This is a genomic window from Nitrosospira multiformis ATCC 25196 (genome assembly GCF_000196355.1).
GTDB lineage: Bacteria > Pseudomonadota > Gammaproteobacteria > Burkholderiales > Nitrosomonadaceae > Nitrosospira > Nitrosospira multiformis.
Genome location: NC_007614.1, coordinates 1667405 through 1685525 on the forward strand (window position 1 = coordinate 1667405; position 18121 = coordinate 1685525).

Below are 18121 nucleotides of genomic sequence, written 5' to 3' on the forward strand. Positions count from 1 at the left end.
TATAGGGAACAGTTCCCTTGCCACTTTTGTTCAGAATGACAGGCTCATCGTCACCTTCATCGTCGCTCTCCTTGCTAAGCATGGCATCCTTCACATCGGGGGATTTCTCCTTTCCCTCTTCCTCCGGTGCTTCCTGCCTGGCTAGTACCTCCAAAAGCTTGCCCGGATCGCTTTCCGATATCTCGATTTGTTCCGCTGAAGGTTTACAATTTGCTCATCCGTAAGCTGATCTACTTCCATCTTTCATCCAAATGCTTAACAGTGAGGCCTGCCTTAGCAGGATTGAAAAAAGAAACCCCTGAACAGCACAAGAATTGCGTTATCCAGGGGTTTCAGGGATTACTACTACATTATTGCCACTAGCATTCGTATGAAAGCAAAAAAAAACCGCCAATGTTTCCAGAGGCGGTGGCTCTTGATTGATTGTTTGGTTCGATCTCTATCTATATCTCAATGTATAACGCGGAGTGTTCGTTACGTCTTCCACTGCCCCAATATTGGGAGTGTTATAAAACTGTTTTCCGTAATAATCCTTGCCTCCAAGATAAGCTCCAGCCCGTTTTACTTTTGAAGAGTGGGGGCGATAATTGGGATCGAGGCCCGGGTTTACATTGAGACTGGAAGCATTTAAAGCTTGGGTTCCTGATTTGAAGCCAAAAAATACGTTGTTTGATTCTCGGTTCCAAGCTCCCGAGTCATACCGAATATCAAACGCCCCAAGATCTTTGGCTGTGAATATGTTGTTTTTGCAAAAATTGGAATCAGCGGGAAAGGTTGTTGGATTCCCGTATATCGCCGCTAGGTCACAATTTATGAATGTGTTATTGAAGATGTTGCTCACCCGCCCAGGAGTCTGGTTTCCGTAAAAAACTCCCATGTGACAATTCTTTATGACATTCCCGTAGCAAGTGATGTTGGTAGCCTCATAGATGATTCCAATTCCGGCTCCGGCTGTGAAATTAGCGGGGCCCACCAAGTTTTCAAGGTAGTTACCATAGGCGAGACATCCGTCTGCTCCGTGGTCAAACAGAAGACCACAGCCATCGTAGATAACTGAAGAGATGTTCTTCGCAGAGTTGTGCCTTATGATATAGCTTCCATACATAATATTGGCAAACCCGGTTGTACCCTGCAGGCCGTCCGCTATATTATTTTCGATTACATTCTGACCAAAGTCTGAGGTATCTGTTTGAATGAATCCCCCCACGACAATCCCCCCGCCAAGATCGCCTACTCTAGTTTGATTATTTATCTTATTCCCATAAATCTTCACACCCTTGTTACGACCAGTTTTGGGGACATACGCCTTGATCGCAGCGCCGCCGCAATTGGTAAATGTGTTTCTATGGATGTCGAGATCGTATATATGAACATTGGACGGATTTAATTCTGTTCCTAATGCGTTTGTGCTGGCGAGAAGCACAATCACTCCCTGCTGGGCCGAACATCCAGTGAAGGTATTGTTCGTAATTTTAAGGTTCTCGATATATGTATTAATCCCACTTTGCGGCCACCAGCTAATTGCCGCTCCGGCACCTCCGCCAACTCCGCCATTGAACGTGTTGCCATCTATTGTGGTATTGATCCAGCTCCAAGTGTTTATCGAGAAAAATTCGATGCACGGGAAGGACGAACCGTAGAAGGTACAGTTTTTAATTACAAGACCGGTCTGGGGAGTTCCACTAGGCACAATGCATCTGTTTTGAGATGTAATTGTCAGTGCCTCAACGGTTATTGAAGAACGATTTACATTGAAATAGATATTGTTGCCCCTAAAAGAAAGCGATCCAGACTCAGATGAGTGGTTCCCCCTGATAGTGACGCCAGTAACATTGCCTAGCGCAATAACTGAAGTATATGTGTGCGCTCCACAGATGTATAAAGTGTCTCCGGTATTTACTCCTGAAGTGCCCCAAACAATCTCGGACCAGCCTCCCCAGGCAAAATCATAAGACTGCCCGTTGCGCGTTCCGCTGTGTGATGTGTCAGGACGAATGAACCACTCCGCCATTTAATCCCCCACGAAATGCAGCACTCGATAGTATTCGAGTTTAAGCGCATCGCCATTGCTTGCTCTCTGTCCGGTAATATCGAACGTGACACTGTTTGCAAAGTTAATAGTGTAAGTTGCTGGAGTATCCGATCCTGCCGTTACGTACGCATTGTCGTAAGGTTGTATTTGCGCCGTCAGGGAATTACGATTTGCCAGAACGATGAGCGGCGCTTCTTTGACAGACATCGTGCGGGTGGCACCGTAAACTGTCACACCGTCAACCCTGACTTTCAGAATCTTGTTGTTCGCGCTACTGCTGAATGTCCACACCGGCTCGATCTGGAGGATGCTGTTGACGCCGATGATTCCCCCATGAACGGTAAACGACCCCAAAACCTCATCCGTCGCCGTCAAGGCGCATGAGGCAGCCACAGCCGAACTCGCCAGTACCTCTACCGGCTTAGTAACTGCCGGATAATCTTCGGCATCACCTTGAGCGATCAAAATCGCCTCAGTCACATCATCAAACCTGGAAATTGCGCCCTTACCGTATCTGTATCCCGCCACAGTTTCATCATTCAGAAACCGAATCATCTTGTTACTCCTTTTATGCGGATAATGCGTTACCTATCTGACAATCAGCAATCTTCTCCGCCTCCAGACGGAATTTAGCATCATCCATATCCTCTTTATGCGCCTGCGCACGCGCTTTCAAGTCAAGTCCGCATGCCTTAAGCTGCAGCTCAGCCTCCCCCAATCTCTGCTGCAACTCCCCAATCCGCCCTTGCGCCTCCTGTATCATCTGCTGCACTTGCTGCTGCAAAGCCTGAAACGGGGAATTATCGTCAATGCCTGCCACTTGCCTTAATTGATGGGCCAACTCATGCCGGTTCGGGACATTGGACAGCTCGAGCATTACCGGATAAAGTACGGCCTGAAACCGAGGGGGCGCGGCTTGTACGATTTGCGACATAGCTTGCAACTGCTGCGCGCGAAATGTCGGAGTAGCAGGAATATCCTCAAGCACGACTTTGACCATTGCAGAAGCAATGTCGTTGTGTACCAACCCGTCATCCAACTGGCGATTGAAATAAACCACCTTTGGTTTATTACCTTGCTGGACTGTAATTTGCGCGGGTCTTCCAATCAGGTCCTCCTTGATCAGCGCAAGAAGTTGCTGGCCAACAAGTCGGCGAGCATGTCGAAAATTATCATTGGGCTCCGCCAACACGGTCGACCCCTGTTCCACGAGACTGTTGATCGCCACACCGCTGCTTGCTGAGGTATGCGCTCCCAGCATAGTGCGGTAGATTCCGCCCACTTCCTCGATCCTGCGCTTGCGTTCCTGCACGAGCTGAAACACTTGAGCGGCAAGCTGGTGCTCGCGTATTACCCTGAAGCCACTGGTATTCCTTCGCTGAGAGTTGAGGATGGTCATCGAGCGCAGACTGCTTATATTATTCGCCACCTCCTGATAGGAATTCTGGCTGAGATCAAGCGCATCATTGTCCACTTCGACTTTTACCGAATTGAGGACTTCATAGAGAAGAATATCCAGATCGATAATCTGATCCTGCGGTCCCCGCATGTCACGAATCAATCCGTAGGGAGCTCGACTCCTATCCTTGCGAAAGCACCAGAATGGAACATATGGAAAATCTGAATGGGGTAATGGACTCGGAACATCCATGAGTTTATGCGGCCCCAACCAGATCGAGACCCGCATCCTGGTGAGAACCGATTTCTGGACCTGCACGAGACCTTGGGCAACCGCTGCCTGATGGTATGGGTTATCCTCGCGGTATTCGATTATCTTTCCATCGGTCAATACCAGGACGTATGCATCCTCGAAATGCCGATACCACAACTCGGAGAGCCTGACCATACCCGAGTTCCGGTTCAGGTAATCTTCCTGGGTGCGATTCCATGCCTGCTCGATTTCATATGCTCGCGCCAAGCCGTTATCATAACCTTCATACACGTCAGTCCCATTCCACCCCTTCCAGCTATTTGCAATGATTTCCGCCCGGTCGGGGAACATGAGGGCGGCCTGAAGCCGGTCTATCCACTTATCGCGTCGCAAATATCGCGCATCGGACAAATCCGGCTCCCTTGAACTCCAGTCCCAATAAATTTCGTTGCGGTGCACCTCCCGGACACGATATGGATATTTGAGCGCATCAAATTCCCGGGATATTTCTACCCAACCAATGCCCGCCCGAATCATGCTGGAATACGCGTCTGACATGGCCCGGTCAGCGCGTGACTCGGTTTCGGCCTCCTTGATTTTTGCGGAAAGACCTTCCGCAATTTCTGCCTGACTCTCATCATCCGCCGTCACCCTGTAATCCGTTCGGCTACGCGCTTCCAATCCCAATACCGCGTTGATCGTCGGTTTGATCAGATTGGAATCCTGGGGCGGGATACCGGCCATCTTCAGTCGTCCGATCACCTCCGAGCTGGTCTGTGCGCCGTCGTAATAATCACAGTCCGTGTCCGAGTCCGACCGCCACTTCGGTTGATCCCGAATATCGCGGCATATTTTGTCGTAAGCCTCAATCGAAATATCTGCCGTAACACCTGCCTCAGTCATGCCCGCCAACCTTTCATATTAATACCTCGCGCACTCGCCGCCGGTTTATCCTCCTCGATTGCCATGGCAAAATAGCGAAAGGCATCGGCTGCATGGCTGTGATAATCATGTAAGGGCCTTGCGCTGAATTGACCGGAATCACGATCGACATCAAATCGATAATGTCTCAGGCTCTGCAGGCCTTCTGCACAATTCTGTTCATCAAAATAGCAACGTGGAAAGATGGTTCTCGCCGCGTTGATACCATCATGAATGGAGAGATTTGGCACGATTCTTACCTTTCTTCCCGCCGCAAGCATAATTTCCTCCACGCTGCGCCCGGTTGCCAACGTTCGCGCTCTGGCATCGTGCGGCAACCAGTCTGTACCATACATATACCCTTTGTTTTGCAGCACTCCGATATAATGCTGAATTGGCATCTGGCTATTACTGTAGTAATCGATCAATCTGAGTTCGTTGCCAACAGTCTGCGCAAACCAGATGCTGGTGTTGTCTGCCCAACCAAGATCGAAGAAGGTGTGGACCGGCTTTGCCTCATCATATGGCACGCTTCGTATCCTTCCTTCTTCCTGCGCCAATCGAAGCTCCTTCGCATATACCGCTCCCTCCAGGGTTACCCTACAATTCCCTTCCCATACATTCTGGTAAGCATCCGGATCACGCGCTTTCAGTCCATCCTTCTCCCGTCGCAGTATCTCCGGAAACCACGGGTTGTCATTCCAATTGATTTTTACGACGACAGCGCCCGCAGGGGGATTGACTACAAATCGCTGATGAGTCTCGTCAGTATTGAGTTCAGGATTGTAGGTCACCCAGATTTCCGACCCCTCTTTACGAATGGTCGGAATAAGCGTATCCCAACTTGTCTTGCTCACTGTCTGGGCTTCTTCCACCCAGACTCTATCCACACCTTCAAACGACTTGATCCTGGTTACGTTGCTATGCAGACCGGCAAAGATGAACTCGGAACCGTTTATTCCCCGTATAACGTTATTGTGCACCTCGTAAAATGAATTTAAGCCGATGGCTTCTATCTGTGCTTTCAATAAATGATGCACGGATTCGACGATAGAATTCTGAAACTCTCGTACGCATAAAATACGCAATGGAGTTGCAGCCGCCTGAATCAACAATGCCCTGGCAACACCCCAGCTTTTTGCACCCCCCCTTCCCCCGTATAAGATTTTGTAACGTGCCGGCTCAAACAGAAACCTGAGCTTTATCGGAAATTCAGCTCTATGGGAAGTCATAGCACTTGAGCCGCCATTTACGATGATACATTTGGCTCATTGCCTCTATCTTCCGGAGCGACAAAAGCTATCGCGATGTTATGCGCGGCTTTCCTGGCATCGGCGCCTTCGTTGGTAACAGGTAATTTGTCGCCATATTTCCTTGGTGCAAGTCTTGCGGCATACCATTTGCGGGCATCGATGCGCAATTGAGCACGCGCAATAACTTCCCGGTTTATGACCTCCCGTCCCTTTTCATCCACATACGTATCTCTCGATCCCTCGTCTGAAATTTCGATGATTTCCTCCGCATAGGCATCCACGCAAAGCTCCTTGGCGCGTTGATATTGGCGCATGAGTTCTTCATCACTCGCCAGCCAATTCCATAAAACCCTCTGGCTGATACCGACCTCCACGCACATCGCACGAGCCGATTTTCCAAGTGAAATGCCAGCGAAGATCGCGTCAAGTGCTTCACGCCTCTTTATGGCTCGACTGCTCTTTTTCGGACTCGCAGGCTCTACGCTTACTGCACCTTTTTCTGCTTCCTCGCTGGATACTTCACCCACAAATTTACAAGTGCCCGGCTTTATCAGCGCTTCCCTTTCCATTTCCTCTTACATGCTCCTCATACCCTTCTTGCATCCTCTCAACGCGGCAAGTAGTTTGACTTCACACGCCGATCTTTCTTCTATTTCCGCACGCAGCGCTCTATTGATCGTCAGGGGGTCGTCCTTGATTGACACGCGATCAACCGCGTACGCTGATTTGCACTCGGGCGGACTGTCAACGAGACAAGGAACAGCAACAGGTTTCTCGATCACCTGAGTCTGAATCACTGGCTTCCCCGCGCAACCGGTTAATAGAGTCGCAAAAACCAGCGCCAGGTTGGTTGGCAGGCGACGATTGAATCGAAAGGAGCTCCTACGGGAATACGCGAGGTTAAATCTAATCGGTCTGATGGCGGCTCTGCACATACTCTATCTGCTCTCTCGTGATTGCCTCATATTGATGTTCAGCTGCTACTGCTGGAAGGGCACGGGTTTTCTTTGCGCTACTCGTATGCTTTGCCGCAACAGCCGACGCATGACGCATTGCCTCAGTTGCATTCTTCTCTCTCTCAGCCGCTACTTCTGTCAGCGTAGTCATTGCTGTCCTCACCGATCGGATATCCAATGCGCACTTTTCGCTGGCCGCCGACAATATCGCATTCTGCGAATTCAAGCGCTGCAGCTGAGATGCAGATCGCCAGTCACTGACAAGGTATCCGCCGGTAAAAGCAAGTGCTGCAAAAATGGCAGTCAGGATTACCGTAATCCTCGGTCTGATTGCCTCAATTACTGGTTGGATGGCGTTAATCACGGGTTTGAGTGACGGAATCATTTTCTGGTAAACATTTGTATTATTGCCTCGAAAAATCCGCGAGAAGCGGACATAAAAAAACCCGCTCCAGGCGGGTTGACTGTTACTGCAAAGACCTGATACGGGTTTAGGGTTAACTGAACGTGTAAACAACTGATCCTGGATTGTCCTCCTTTGTCTCTCATTCGCTCTGGTCCGAGTTTGTAAGGATCGAGGTGATGAACGAGACGCAGGGGTGTTTATTGAAGCACCGAGCCTATCGCACTGCTTCAGCTTCGTCTTCTGACATCAATAATGAAGCTGTAAGGCCAATACCCAGGCACGACATACCGGTCATACCGGTTCAATTATTTCCTGACCCCCTAGCCAAGGCACAGTTTCTTGCAAACATTTTTATCTTCTGCCAAAGTTTTATTACCCCTGCTACTAGAAGTAAAAAACGGCTTACTTGCCAATTTTTCTTATTTGATGCTATGCATGGGAATGTTAGACTTCGACAGATCAGATAATAAAAAGCCCGCTTAAAAAGCGGGCAATAAAAAACCCGCACGAGGCGGGCGATGTACAAGCGCTATAACGAGTTTTTAGTTTTGTGATCGTGCACGACAATCCACAATATGGATGTGTATTATACACCGTTACAGGGCATTGTCAAGCTATTTGTTGCTACCAACTTGGTCTTAAGAGAAAGGAAAGGGATTTTTCCCTGAATTATCCAACCACGGCAAAATTGGTTTTTTCCCCCCACCAGTGCTATAAATTAGAGGCCGTTGAGCCCATTAAACACCCCCTCTCTCCTGCAGGCTTTATCCCTACTTTTAAACGGAATTCTGTGATAAAAAAATTCGTAATGCTTCTTATATTTGGTCTGCCGTATTCAAACGCTACAGCACAAGAGGTGGGATCGAGGGAAATGGGCGTGCCAGAAGGCATTGTTCCGGTAGCCGGATCCACAGCGGAAGGGGCATCAAGTATCCTTGGCACCTCTTTTTACCCGCCCCTTTATTCTCCAGCCCTCATAAATTCGCCGGGAGTATCCGCACACGCTCCCGGCACCCAGCTCGACGCGTATTCGCTTGGCCGCCCGGTCATTGTGCTGCCCATACAGCCTTATATTGGTACGGTATCCGGCTTTCAATATCCCGGCAGTTACATGCCGCACGGGACGCCTCTTCACAGATTCAATGGCTATATCGTTTGTAACCCCCCAAACCTTAACAGAGATGCAGAAGCAGGGGCAGTGGCAGGAGCCGGTGGCCGACAAATAATCAAGATCACCTCAACGCGATCCCCCTCGATACCGGGGTATTCAGGACCATGCCCTATCTACACGATAAACGGTGAGCTTCCACCGCAGAAAAGTCATAGCACGATTCGTCCTCGTGGAACGCCATCTACTCAACAACAAGGAAGGCACCATAACAGCACTCAATGACTATCTCTTTGCAGCCGGTCTGTCCATCAAAGGTGCCAAATCATATACGCAATGGTTAAGGGCGACGGACGGTGAATGGACTACGGACTTACCAGCCGGAGGCTCTACTCGGAAGCGAAGCAGAGTGTCAGGTTTCCAACAACGCATTCACTACAAAACTGGATTGTGAGCCAAATTATCCGTGCTCCCACCATAAGAAATTGATCAGGCGAAAATCTGCTTTACTGTCTCCCTGAATATTTCTCTCGAGTCTGAATCACCTTGCACGATTGCTGAGGCATAGGCTCTCGCCTGTTTGAAAGTGATATGGGGTGGCAACGGTGGTACGTTCGGGTCGGTACATGCCTCGAGCACCACCGGTCGATCTGCGGTCAAGGCACAATCCCATGCGCTGGCGATATTTTCTGGACGGTCGACGCGTATACCGTGCAGACCAATCAATTTTGCATAATCTGCGTATGGGACATCGGGAAGATCCTGAGCGGCATCGAATTTCGGATTACCCTCAGTGGCCCTCTGCTCCCAGGTTACCAGGTTCAGATCGCGATTATTCAAAACCAGTACCACGAGCCGGGGATCGCTCCAATGTCGCCAGTATTTGACGATGGTAATGAGCTCATTCATGCCGTTCATTTGCATCGCGCCATCTCCTGTCACGGCTATTACCACCCTGTCAGGATGCGCAAATTTAGCGGCGATTGCATAGGGCACGGCTGATCCCATCGTGGCAAGACCGCCGGAAAGCGAAGCCATCATGCCTTTACGGATTCGAATATCCCGCGCATACCAGAATGTTGAAGAACCAGAATCGCCTGCGAGAATGCAATTATCCGGAAGCCGTGGCGATAATTCGTAGAATACGCGCTGGGGATTGATGGGATTTGCCGGCTCCATCGCCCTTGCCTCGATTTTCTTCCACCACTCGTCGACACTGCTCTCGATACGGTTTCGCCACGTACGGTCTTCCTTCCTTTTGAGTAACGGTATCAACAGCTTTAGCGTATCCTCACTATTCCCGACGAGGTTTACCTCCATCGGGTACCGCATGCTCATCATTCGTCCATCGATATCGATCTGGACGCCGCGTGCCTGCCCCTCCTCAGGCAAAAATTCGGAATAGGGAAAGCTGGAGCCGATCATCAGGAGTGTGTCGCACTCGGTCATCATGCTGTAGCTCGGCTTTGTGCCCAGCATGCCGATTGCCCCTGTCACATAAGGCAGATCGTCAGGGACCACAGTTTTTCCCAGTAGCGCCTTGGCAATTCCCGCGCCGAGCAGATCAGCCACCTGGAGAATTTCACTTGTTGCGTTCAGTGCCCCCGCGCCAACCAGAATCGCCACCTTCGACCCATCGTTCAGCACATCCGCGGCCCGTTGCAGGTCCTCAATCTCTGGAACCACACGGGGAGATCGATATCCTGCTCCCGAATAAATCGTGCCATGTTCGTGAGGGGGTTTCACAAACTCCATGTCCTGGATGTCATTGGGAACAATAACGCAGCATACGTTATGCTCGGCCTTTGCAATACGCATAGCGCGATCGAGCACGTGGCGCACTTGCCCTGGCGTTGTCACAATATGAACATACTCATGCGCCACATCCTTGAAGAGCGAAACGAGATCGACTTCCTGCTGGTAGCTGCCCCCCAGAGCGGTACGTTTCTGCTGACCTACTATCGCCACCACCGGCTGATGATCGAGCTTGGCATCATATAAACCATTGAGCAGGTGGATAGCTCCCGGGCCTGAGGTGGCCAGGCAAATACCAACTTCCCCCGTGAACTTGGCGTGGGCGCACGCCATGAACGCCGCCATCTCTTCATGCCTGATCTGGACAAATTCGAGCTTATCTGAAACTCGATTGATCGCCCCCATAATGCCGTTGATGCCGTCGCCAGGAAGGCCGAAGATACGTTTTACCCCCCATTCGGACAAACGCCGAACCAGGAAATCGCTGACCGTTTCTTTCATGATCGAACTCTGTTAGGAATATTATTGCTCCCAAACATCCCATAAACGTGCACGAAACATTGTGCGGTAGCTCACGGTAGCAACATAAACCCGGCCTTTTGTCAGCATTTTCCCCTGCTATCGGGTTCGGAGTGCCAAATGCTATTGCATGGCTGTCATACGAGCCTCACTCTTATCACGTCGGGATCATCCGCAAACTCCAATAGCAGGCGGCGTACACGTTCCTGCCAGGCCTGGGCAAATGCTTCCCGCTGCAGGCCGTTGGCATCACCCTCCAGGATGGTCATCAGCCGCTCTCCCTGGGCAGGATCCGCCGGCACCGGGGAGACGTTGAGATGCACCGCTACACAAGCACCCGTATCGAGGCGTTTGAAGTTAATCGCCTCTCCTTCCCGTTGCTGCGCGAAAGTGAGCAGACCTTGTCGCCGGAATTGCCCCCGAATGCCGTGAAAACCATTGCTGGAAGCAGCGCCCGTGAGCAAAGTCAGCACCTGCGCCATGACACCCGTCACCCCTTCGTGCTCTGGCGCCGGCATATACACGGCAATATTACCGCGTTCCGCAGGCTCATCAGGGTACAGAGCGCCCAATGCTGCACGCCCCACCAGGAACGCGCCCGCAACTGTAGGGCAGGAATGTCCAGCAAGGCGTACGGCATCGACATAACGGTATTCAAGCACGCCGTCGCGCGCCGCCCCAAGCATAGCGGCGAATGGATCGCGAGTGCGTATTACAGGCGCTTTTTCATAGAAATCGGGAAAATGCATACGTCTCCTTTTGACTAACAGGTTTTCTGGAAAAACGTGAACAGTCTGCGCAGGCTATACATCCGCATTGATAATGCATGAATGCGACTGCAACTGTGGAAAAGCGGTTCGTTCCTCGTAACGCACGTGCGAACCAAGAAGCTCGCCGAACCGGCGTAACCGGTCTATCGGAATGAGCTCACAGGTATTGGAGGCCAACCTTCGCAACTCTTCGTGTTCTGCGCGAATTCGTGCTGCCACTTCTGCATCGAATGCGCTCCCCACGGTTTCCAGCAACCGTTCCTCCACCTCGAAATGCCGGACTAGAAGCGTAGCCCAATGGCGCTCGATATCCTTGATAGCTGCGGATAATACGGCTGGGTCGCCGGTATTGGCTGCACGGCGTGCATTCCGCGCCACTACAAGTGATGTATGGTGTTCGCGGGATAACGAAAGCAATGCACCGATCCGGGGCATTTCAAAGTGATAATGGAGTTGACTACGATAAACAGGATTAAAGTTCATTGTCGCATTGTCTTCAATGCCACTGCCCATTTATGGAGTTCGTTGAGCAAGGATGTACCCGAACTCATATGGTGGTCGTTCGGAACGAAATTTTCGACATCATCCAGATGTGCCGACACATTCTGGATCGCAACCGCCTCCATCATGGGCATCATTTTCAGTGTTGTAAGAGTAAGTTTTTCAACCAGCGCAGCGCGCATGCCACCTGAGACTCCGCCGTAACTTACCAATGCCGCAGGCTTATAATTCCATTCTTTGTAAACATAGTTGAGCGCATTCAGGAGAGAAGGCGGGGCTCCGAAATTATATTCCGGCGTCACAAATACATAGGCATCTGCCGCATTCACGCTCGCCGCCCATTTCTTCGTATGCTCATGCTGGTAGTGCTGACGGACCGGATGTTCGGGTTCATCATATACCGGCAGATTGAATTCCTCCAGATCGACCAGCGCCGCCTCAAATTTTCCGTGCTGTACCGCAAATTCATGAAACCATCTGGCAACTGAGGGTCCCACCCGGCCAGGCCGGGTACTGCAGATAATGATGTGAAGTCTAAGATTCATGTTTTTCCTCTCGTTCATTGTGATAGCTAAAAGCGAAGGGACGATTCCTGCTATCCGCCCCCGGCCGATCCTGCATCCCTTGACCTGCGCAGGAATGGGCGATTGGACCGCAGGATCCTTGCCCGACTGAAAATAGCTGTCGCTTCGCCGGAAACAGCAAACCGGGACTAATGTGTTATTTGTCCGAAGCGACCACTGTTGAAATCATTCATGGCCTGGACAATTTCCTGCTGGCTGTTCATCACGAATGGACCGTGACCAACGATGGGCTCATCGATGGGTTTGCCGCTTAGCAGCAGTACTACAGCGTCATTGTTGGCTTCAATCGAGACGTCTCGACCCGCCCGATCCAACACCACCATCTGCGCCTCGCGAGCAACTGTTTCGCCATTCACGAGCACGGTCCCATGCAGAACAATCACTGCCACGTTCCATCCTTCGGGAAGTGCCAATTCGCTCATCCCCCCCTGTTTCAACCGCAGGTCCCAGACATGCATTGGCGTGAAGGTTCTGGCTGGACCCGCCTGACCAGCATACTCGCCTGCAATCACGCGAACCGTTCCCGCCTCCTCAGGGAGCGCTACCCTTGGAATATCACGGTCGAGGATAGCTTGATAGCGGGGTGCAGTCATTTTGTTCCTGGCTGGCAGGTTCACCCACAACTGTACCATTTCAAGTACGCCACCGGATTCAGTGAATGTGGGGGAGTGGAACTCCTCGTGCAAGATACCGCTACCCGCTGTCATCCACTGCACATCCCCTGGACCGATAGTTCCGCCTTGTCCGGTCGAGTCATGGTGCGCCACCTCGCCTTTGTAAACGATAGTGACCGTCTCAAAACCACGATGGGGGTGCTCACCCACACCACGAGGCGTGTCAGCCGGTGAAAAATCGGCTGGCCCTGCATAATCGAGCAACAGGAAAGGACTGAGTTGTTTGCCGTGACCTTGGTACGAGAACATGGAACGCACAGGAAAACCATCTCCCACCCAATGGGAACGCGGTGCATTGTAGATACCGAGAATTCTTTTCATGTCGAACTCCTGCTTAATGGAATGTAGTAAAAGTATAGATTGGAAACCATCACGTATGTAGACTGCTAAAATAGCTAGGAGAGTTCTATTTTTAGGACGATAAGGTTGCAGTGCAAGATTTGAATGATCTTTACTACTACGTCCAGGCAGTCGATCATGGCGGCTTTGCCCAGGCAGGCCGAGCGCTGGGAATGCCGAAATCGAAGCTCAGCCGTCGCATCGCAACGTTGGAAGAGCGGCTAGGGGTGCGCCTCATCCAACGTTCATCACGTCGCTTTACAGTGACTGAAGTCGGACAAACCTATTACGAGCACTGCAAAGCGATGCTCGTGGAAGCAGAGGCTGCTCAGGAAGCAATAGAGGCAATGCAAGCGGAACCTCGGGGTGTCGTCCGTCTAACATGTCCGGTGGCGCTGCTGCATGTGAATGTCGGGGTGATGCTGGCCGACTTTATGGTGCGTTATCCGCATATCACGCTCCATCTCGAGGCCACCAATCGGCGTGTGGATGTGCTGAGCGAAGCAGTAGATGTAGCCATTCGCGTGCGACCGCCACCCTTGCAGGATAGTGATCTGGTCATGCGTGTCCTGGCTGATCGGGGACAGTGTCTGGTAGGAAGTCAGGCGCTTGTATGGCACTTCGGTTTTCCTCGCACCCCCGGCGAGTTGAGCAACTGGCCCAGCCTCGGACTGGGAACGCCTCAACAAATCCATAAATGGGTACTGCACGGGCCGAACGGTGCTCAGGCAACGCTTCATCACATGCCGCGTTTAATCACCACCGATATGATTACCTTAAGAAATGCGGCATTGGCCGGGGTGGGAATGGTACAACTGCCTGTTCTGATGGTACGTGATCATTTGGCAGCAGGTTCGCTGGTCAGGCTGGTGCCTGATTGGACTCCTCACCGGGAAATTGTCCATGCTGTATTTCCATCTCGGCGCGGCCTTCTGCCATCGGTGCGAACGCTCATTGATTTTCTCGCAGAGCGTTTTCGCTTACTGCATGAGGAGTGAGTGCAATATTCGCGGAAAGGGGTTTTCCCCTCCCTTTCCCGCATATGCAAGAAGCAGAAGCATAGGGTTCTTATAATGCCACCCTGATAATCGGCTTGATGGTAATACCCTTCTCACTATCCTCTGCCGCTTCATTGATCCTGTCAAGAGGGTAAAACTTCACGAGCTTGTCGAATGGAAAGCGTCCCTGCATGTAAAGCTCGACAAGGGCTGGTATGAAGAGGTCGGGTATGCTATCGCCTTCGATGATCCCAAGGATGCGTTTGCCGGTGGTCATTACGCCATTCACGTCAAAGCTGACCTCTGTCCCAAGAGCGGGCGCGCCGACAATGCCGCAAGTGCCGCGAATGCCCAGCGCATCGATGGCCTGGCGCAATACCTGGGGCCGACCACTGGACTCAAGGGCATATTCTACCCCCCCGCCACTGATCTTGCGCACCGTCGCGACGGGATCGGTTTCGCGGCTGTTAACCGTGTGAGTTGCCCCGAGCTCTCTCGCCAGCTCGAGCCGGGATGGAACGACATCCACAGCAATAATCGTTGTGGCGCCCGTGACGCGAGCCGCCATTACCGCACTCAGTCCTACCGCTCCCCCGCCAAAAGCCGCAAAACTGGCGCCTGGATTGACTTTAAGCGCATTTATCACTGCACCGGCGCCAGTTTGAATGCCGCAGCCAAGCGGACCAAGAAGCTCCAGCGGAGCTTCCCTCGGCACCTTGATCGCATTACGTTCGTGGGTAAGAGCAAAAGTCCCGAATGACGACTGGCCGAAGAAATGGTCATGAAGCGAACCATGCGCATCGCGGGCGGAGCTGCTGCCGTCTTCCCTGGCGCCGCCAAAATTCAGTGCATAGAAATTCTGGCAATAGGTTAAATCTCCATGGAGACATGGCCTGCAATGGCCGCACCACATATAGGTCAGCACTACGTGATCTCCTGCCGTCACTTTTTTCACGTTGCTGCCTACCCGTTCGACAACACCCGCACCTTCATGCCCAAGCACAATCGGTAAGGGGACATCATAGAGCTGATCACGCGCTACCATGTCGGTATGACACATGCCAGTAGCCGCGATACGAACCAGCACCTCATCTGGGCGTGGCTCATCCAGAATCAAATTCTCGATCCTGAAAGGCCCACCCTTCTGTCGAATCGTCGCTGCCCGAATCTCCATCATATGCAGCCTCCTCTATTTATCTCTCACAAGCCCCGGTTCACTTTCGCATAGAAGAGCAGCAGAAATTTCTGCCCATATAAAAAATTACCTTATCCTCAATTTTAGCTATAGAATTAAATTCAAGTGCCACATTCACAAAATGTTTAGCTGATGGGTAACTCTCTAACATTAATTAATAAATATAAGGAGCGATAGATGAAAAAGCTTGTTCTGACAACAACTCTCCTGTTAGCCATGCCCGCCTACGCGGGACTGAACGGCACCCCGGTCACCCTTCGAACAGTCGTGCAGGATACATCGTCCAGTTCCCCGGTCATCACCTCTCTTGAAAAGACGGTGACAATTGGACCAGGAATCGAATATCCTCACGTGGCAAACCTCTTCAATGCGGGAGCAGCAACAGAAGCGCCACTTGGATTCGTGCCGAATCTTGTTGATGTTGCTATTGATATCGCCAATGACTACATTACCATCGACTTTGCCAATTCAGCCCCTTTCAAACATTTTGGTGCCGGATTTCAAAATACGTATGCTTTTCAGTTTGATCCCGACATCGCAAGAAGCATTACCGCAGCAAAAATTGACAACAGCGTGACAACATTGGGGCTGCAGTCCTCCGACGTACGTCTGGTGGGGAATGAACTGCTTATTAATGCCGAGAACCTTCAGTTCAATCCCTCCACTTTTGCCCGCGTGAATCTTGCCATTGAGGAAGGCCCAGTGTCCCCTGCTCCCGAACCCGCTACCTATGCAATGATGCTCGCCGGGCTTACATTGATCGGGTGGATCGGGACAAGAAGGAGCCGTCGCGAACTATCCTGATCAAGAAGCACCTCCCCTCCCCTCAGTGGAGGCACCTTCACTGAAAATATACATCCTGCTGGCCGATTGAATTTATCGGCCAGTAAAGGGTCAGCGAATTCCGGATTTTCCCGGGGCCAGGATACCGTTCGGGTCCAGCGCCTTCTTTAGCGTCTTGTGGACTTGACGTTGTACCGGACCATACGTTTCCGCCACCTTATCCATAAACGCCGTATTGACCCGGTAGGTCCCATACCCCTGCGCAGAAAAGACTGTCAGCAGTTCATCGAAACACTGGTATGCCGCCTTGACCTGACCCGGGTCGGTCTTGTCATAGAGCACGTCCACAATATGATGCATGTCACGCATTCCGACGATGAATTCCCCGGAATAATCCAGGCCATACTTGGCAAGGATCTGCTTGGTTAACGCCATCTGTTTCAGCGTCTCGCTTCCCCTTGCTTGAGACACCGGCGCAAACCACATGGAGCCCCCGCCCCCGCGCCAGTTGTACAACGAGAATTCCTGAAGCGTCATGTCACCGCGCATGAGAGATGCGCGATATTTAAAGGCAGGATCATCGCCCGCCTCCCGCTCGGTCAGAATCTTCGCTTTGCCGGATCTACCGAATGCTTGCGTCACGATTTTCCAGTTAAGGTCGATCTGCTCCTGCGTACCATACAATGCTGCATACACATTCCAGATCCCCAAGTGATGATCCTTCGCGAGCTTGCGCACTGCCACATCCGGAATAGACCCCGGGCCGGTCACATAGTCACTGCGGCGAGCCTTGACAGGGGCTTCATATAACGCGTGGGCAATGACAACCGCATTTGGGATCACCCCGTTGATGCGCAGCGGACGAATGATTTCCACGATCTCCACGATATCTTCCTCATTCTCGTACTGAATGACAAAAGGCTTGAAAGCCGGTGGAGCGGGCATAAGCCAGAAGCCGAATTTGGTGACGATGCCATAATTGGATTGTGTGAAAATCCCGTCCAGATAGGGTCCGTATCCCCATTTGAAAACCTGCCAGGTATTGGAATTCGGCATCGACCCCATTCCGGTGCGGAGCACTTCTCCATTTGCCAGGACCACCTCCATACCGCAGGCAAACAGGAAATGTTCTCCGTAAGGGGTATAGCCGACTCCACGATCAAGCGTATTGCCAACCGGTCCTGCAATTGCGGAAGGAGCGGGCATGGATAGCCACAGCCCCAGCTTGTGCTCGGCGATATAGTCATAGAGCTGCTTATAAGTCACTCCCGGCTCAACCAGGGCATAGGCCAGATCTTTATCGACTTCCAGTATGCGGTTCATTCGCTTGAGGTCGAGGACAACCTGTCCGCGTTCAGCGGGTGCCGCCGAGCCGTAGCCCAGATTTTTTCCGGTGGAAATGGTCCAGATGGGAACCTTGTATCGGTTACATATCCCGACAATTTTCTGAATCTCCTCCACCGTCGTCGCCATTAACGCGGCAGATGGAGCGTGGTCCGAATCAGGCACGGGCATCATCGTTTTGATGTAAGGGGCAAGCTGCTGAGCGCTGGTAAGCACGGCTGCGTCGCCGAGTACGCCGCGAAAATCCGCTATGGCAGCATCGAAAGTCTTTTCGGATATTCCTTTCGGCAATGCGATATATTTATTTGACATTTTGAGTCCCTTGCTCCTAT

The 18121-nt window shown here is 51.6% G+C and carries 16 protein-coding genes; 2 read left to right on the forward strand and 14 right to left on the reverse strand.

All coding sequences use genetic code 11. The annotated features are described in order from the left end of the window. Window positions 1-439: 439 nt before the first annotated feature. The 12 genes from NMUL_RS07675 to NMUL_RS07730 all read right to left on the reverse strand — a co-directional run bounded on the left by NMUL_RS07675 (window position 440) and on the right by NMUL_RS07730 (window position 13451). Window positions 440-2011, reverse strand: coding sequence for a right-handed parallel beta-helix repeat-containing protein (locus tag NMUL_RS07675; RefSeq protein WP_011380796.1), 1572 nt, complete (start codon window positions 2009-2011; stop codon window positions 440-442). Continuing rightward, complete coding sequence (locus NMUL_RS07680) at window positions 2012-2587, reverse strand: hypothetical protein (protein WP_011380797.1); 576 nt, start codon at window positions 2585-2587, stop codon at window positions 2012-2014. It abuts the gene before it with no gap. Between the two features lie 13 nt (window positions 2588-2600). Continuing rightward, window positions 2601-4586 (reverse strand): portal protein, encoded by a 1986-nt coding sequence (locus tag NMUL_RS07685; protein WP_011380798.1) that lies wholly within the window; start codon window positions 4584-4586, stop codon window positions 2601-2603. Continuing rightward, entirely contained in the window at window positions 4583-5836 is a 1254-nt protein-coding gene (locus NMUL_RS07690; protein ID WP_011380799.1) for a PBSX family phage terminase large subunit, read from the reverse strand. The genes NMUL_RS07685 and NMUL_RS07690 overlap by 4 nt, the downstream gene beginning before the upstream one ends. 17 nt (window positions 5837-5853) lie before the next feature. Further along, a complete protein-coding gene (locus NMUL_RS07695) occupies window positions 5854-6426 on the reverse strand; it encodes a terminase small subunit-like protein (RefSeq protein WP_011380800.1) in 573 nt (190 codons plus the stop codon). A 6-nt stretch (window positions 6427-6432) separates the two neighbouring features. After that, window positions 6433-6654, reverse strand: a complete 222-nt coding sequence (locus NMUL_RS07700) for a hypothetical protein (RefSeq protein ID WP_041352464.1) — start codon at window positions 6652-6654, stop codon at window positions 6433-6435. 109 nt (window positions 6655-6763) lie between these two features. Beyond that, complete coding sequence (locus NMUL_RS15685) at window positions 6764-6964, reverse strand: hypothetical protein (protein ID WP_146063218.1); 201 nt, start codon at window positions 6962-6964, stop codon at window positions 6764-6766. 1852 nt (window positions 6965-8816) lie between these two features. Then, window positions 8817-10583, reverse strand: coding sequence for a thiamine pyrophosphate-requiring protein (locus tag NMUL_RS07710; RefSeq protein WP_011380803.1), 1767 nt, complete (start codon window positions 10581-10583; stop codon window positions 8817-8819). A 155-nt stretch (window positions 10584-10738) separates the two neighbouring features. Further along, the gene (locus tag NMUL_RS07715) at window positions 10739-11350 is read right to left on the reverse strand and encodes a hypothetical protein (protein WP_011380804.1); all 612 of its coding nucleotides are present in this window, start codon (window positions 11348-11350) and stop codon (window positions 10739-10741) included. Between the two features lie 54 nt (window positions 11351-11404). Next, entirely contained in the window at window positions 11405-11854 is a 450-nt protein-coding gene (locus tag NMUL_RS07720; RefSeq protein WP_011380805.1) for a hemerythrin domain-containing protein, read from the reverse strand. After that, window positions 11851-12417 (reverse strand): NADPH-dependent FMN reductase, encoded by a 567-nt coding sequence (locus tag NMUL_RS07725; protein ID WP_011380806.1) that lies wholly within the window; start codon window positions 12415-12417, stop codon window positions 11851-11853. Before NMUL_RS07725 ends, NMUL_RS07720 begins: the two co-directional genes overlap by 4 nt. 167 nt (window positions 12418-12584) lie before the next feature. Beyond that, on the reverse strand, window positions 12585-13451 hold the full coding sequence (locus NMUL_RS07730) for a pirin family protein (protein WP_011380807.1): 867 nt from the start codon (window positions 13449-13451) through the stop codon (window positions 12585-12587). A gap of 110 nt (window positions 13452-13561) precedes the next feature. Here NMUL_RS07730 and NMUL_RS07735 point away from each other — a divergent pair, with 110 nt between their 5' ends. After that, window positions 13562-14467: a LysR family transcriptional regulator gene (locus NMUL_RS07735; RefSeq protein ID WP_011380808.1), complete on the forward strand. Its 906-nt coding sequence runs from the start codon at window positions 13562-13564 to the stop codon at window positions 14465-14467. Between the two features lie 70 nt (window positions 14468-14537). On the opposite strand, the gene NMUL_RS07740 is transcribed toward NMUL_RS07735, so the two are convergent. Then, window positions 14538-15644, reverse strand: a complete 1107-nt coding sequence (locus tag NMUL_RS07740; RefSeq protein WP_011380809.1) for an NAD(P)-dependent alcohol dehydrogenase — start codon at window positions 15642-15644, stop codon at window positions 14538-14540. Window positions 15645-15839: 195 nt separating this feature from the next. Between NMUL_RS07740 and NMUL_RS07745 the strand changes: the two genes are divergently transcribed. Then, window positions 15840-16466, forward strand: a complete 627-nt coding sequence (locus NMUL_RS07745; protein ID WP_011380810.1) for a PEP-CTERM sorting domain-containing protein — start codon at window positions 15840-15842, stop codon at window positions 16464-16466. A gap of 90 nt (window positions 16467-16556) precedes the next feature. Here NMUL_RS07745 and NMUL_RS07750 read toward each other — a convergent pair whose 3' ends face one another. Beyond that, window positions 16557-18101: an FAD-binding oxidoreductase gene (locus NMUL_RS07750; protein ID WP_011380811.1), complete on the reverse strand. Its 1545-nt coding sequence runs from the start codon at window positions 18099-18101 to the stop codon at window positions 16557-16559. Between the last annotated feature and the right edge of the window lie 20 nt (window positions 18102-18121).

What these genes read in the sequence shown, in the direction of transcription:
- NMUL_RS07675 (WP_011380796.1), bottom strand. Translation starts at nt 2,011, where the DNA reads ATGGCGGAGTGGTTCATTCGTCCTGACACATCACACAGCGGAACGCGC.
- NMUL_RS07680 (WP_011380797.1), bottom strand. Translation starts at nt 2,587, where the DNA reads ATGATTCGGTTTCTGAATGATGAAACTGTGGCGGGATACAGATACGGT.
- NMUL_RS07685 (WP_011380798.1), bottom strand. Translation starts at nt 4,586, where the DNA reads ATGACTGAGGCAGGTGTTACGGCAGATATTTCGATTGAGGCTTACGAC.
- NMUL_RS07690 (WP_011380799.1), bottom strand. Translation starts at nt 5,836, where the DNA reads ATGACTTCCCATAGAGCTGAATTTCCGATAAAGCTCAGGTTTCTGTTT.
- NMUL_RS07695 (WP_011380800.1), bottom strand. Translation starts at nt 6,426, where the DNA reads ATGGAAAGGGAAGCGCTGATAAAGCCGGGCACTTGTAAATTTGTGGGT.
- NMUL_RS15685 (WP_146063218.1), bottom strand. Translation starts at nt 6,964, where the DNA reads ATGACTACGCTGACAGAAGTAGCGGCTGAGAGAGAGAAGAATGCAACT.
- NMUL_RS07710 (WP_011380803.1), bottom strand. Translation starts at nt 10,583, where the DNA reads ATGAAAGAAACGGTCAGCGATTTCCTGGTTCGGCGTTTGTCCGAATGG.
- NMUL_RS07715 (WP_011380804.1), bottom strand. Translation starts at nt 11,350, where the DNA reads ATGCATTTTCCCGATTTCTATGAAAAAGCGCCTGTAATACGCACTCGC.
- NMUL_RS07720 (WP_011380805.1), bottom strand. Translation starts at nt 11,854, where the DNA reads ATGAACTTTAATCCTGTTTATCGTAGTCAACTCCATTATCACTTTGAA.
- NMUL_RS07725 (WP_011380806.1), bottom strand. Translation starts at nt 12,417, where the DNA reads ATGAATCTTAGACTTCACATCATTATCTGCAGTACCCGGCCTGGCCGG.
- NMUL_RS07730 (WP_011380807.1), bottom strand. Translation starts at nt 13,451, where the DNA reads ATGAAAAGAATTCTCGGTATCTACAATGCACCGCGTTCCCATTGGGTG.
- NMUL_RS07740 (WP_011380809.1), bottom strand. Translation starts at nt 15,644, where the DNA reads ATGATGGAGATTCGGGCAGCGACGATTCGACAGAAGGGTGGGCCTTTC.
- NMUL_RS07745 (WP_011380810.1), top strand. Translation starts at nt 15,840, where the DNA reads ATGAAAAAGCTTGTTCTGACAACAACTCTCCTGTTAGCCATGCCCGCC.
- NMUL_RS07750 (WP_011380811.1), bottom strand. Translation starts at nt 18,101, where the DNA reads ATGTCAAATAAATATATCGCATTGCCGAAAGGAATATCCGAAAAGACT.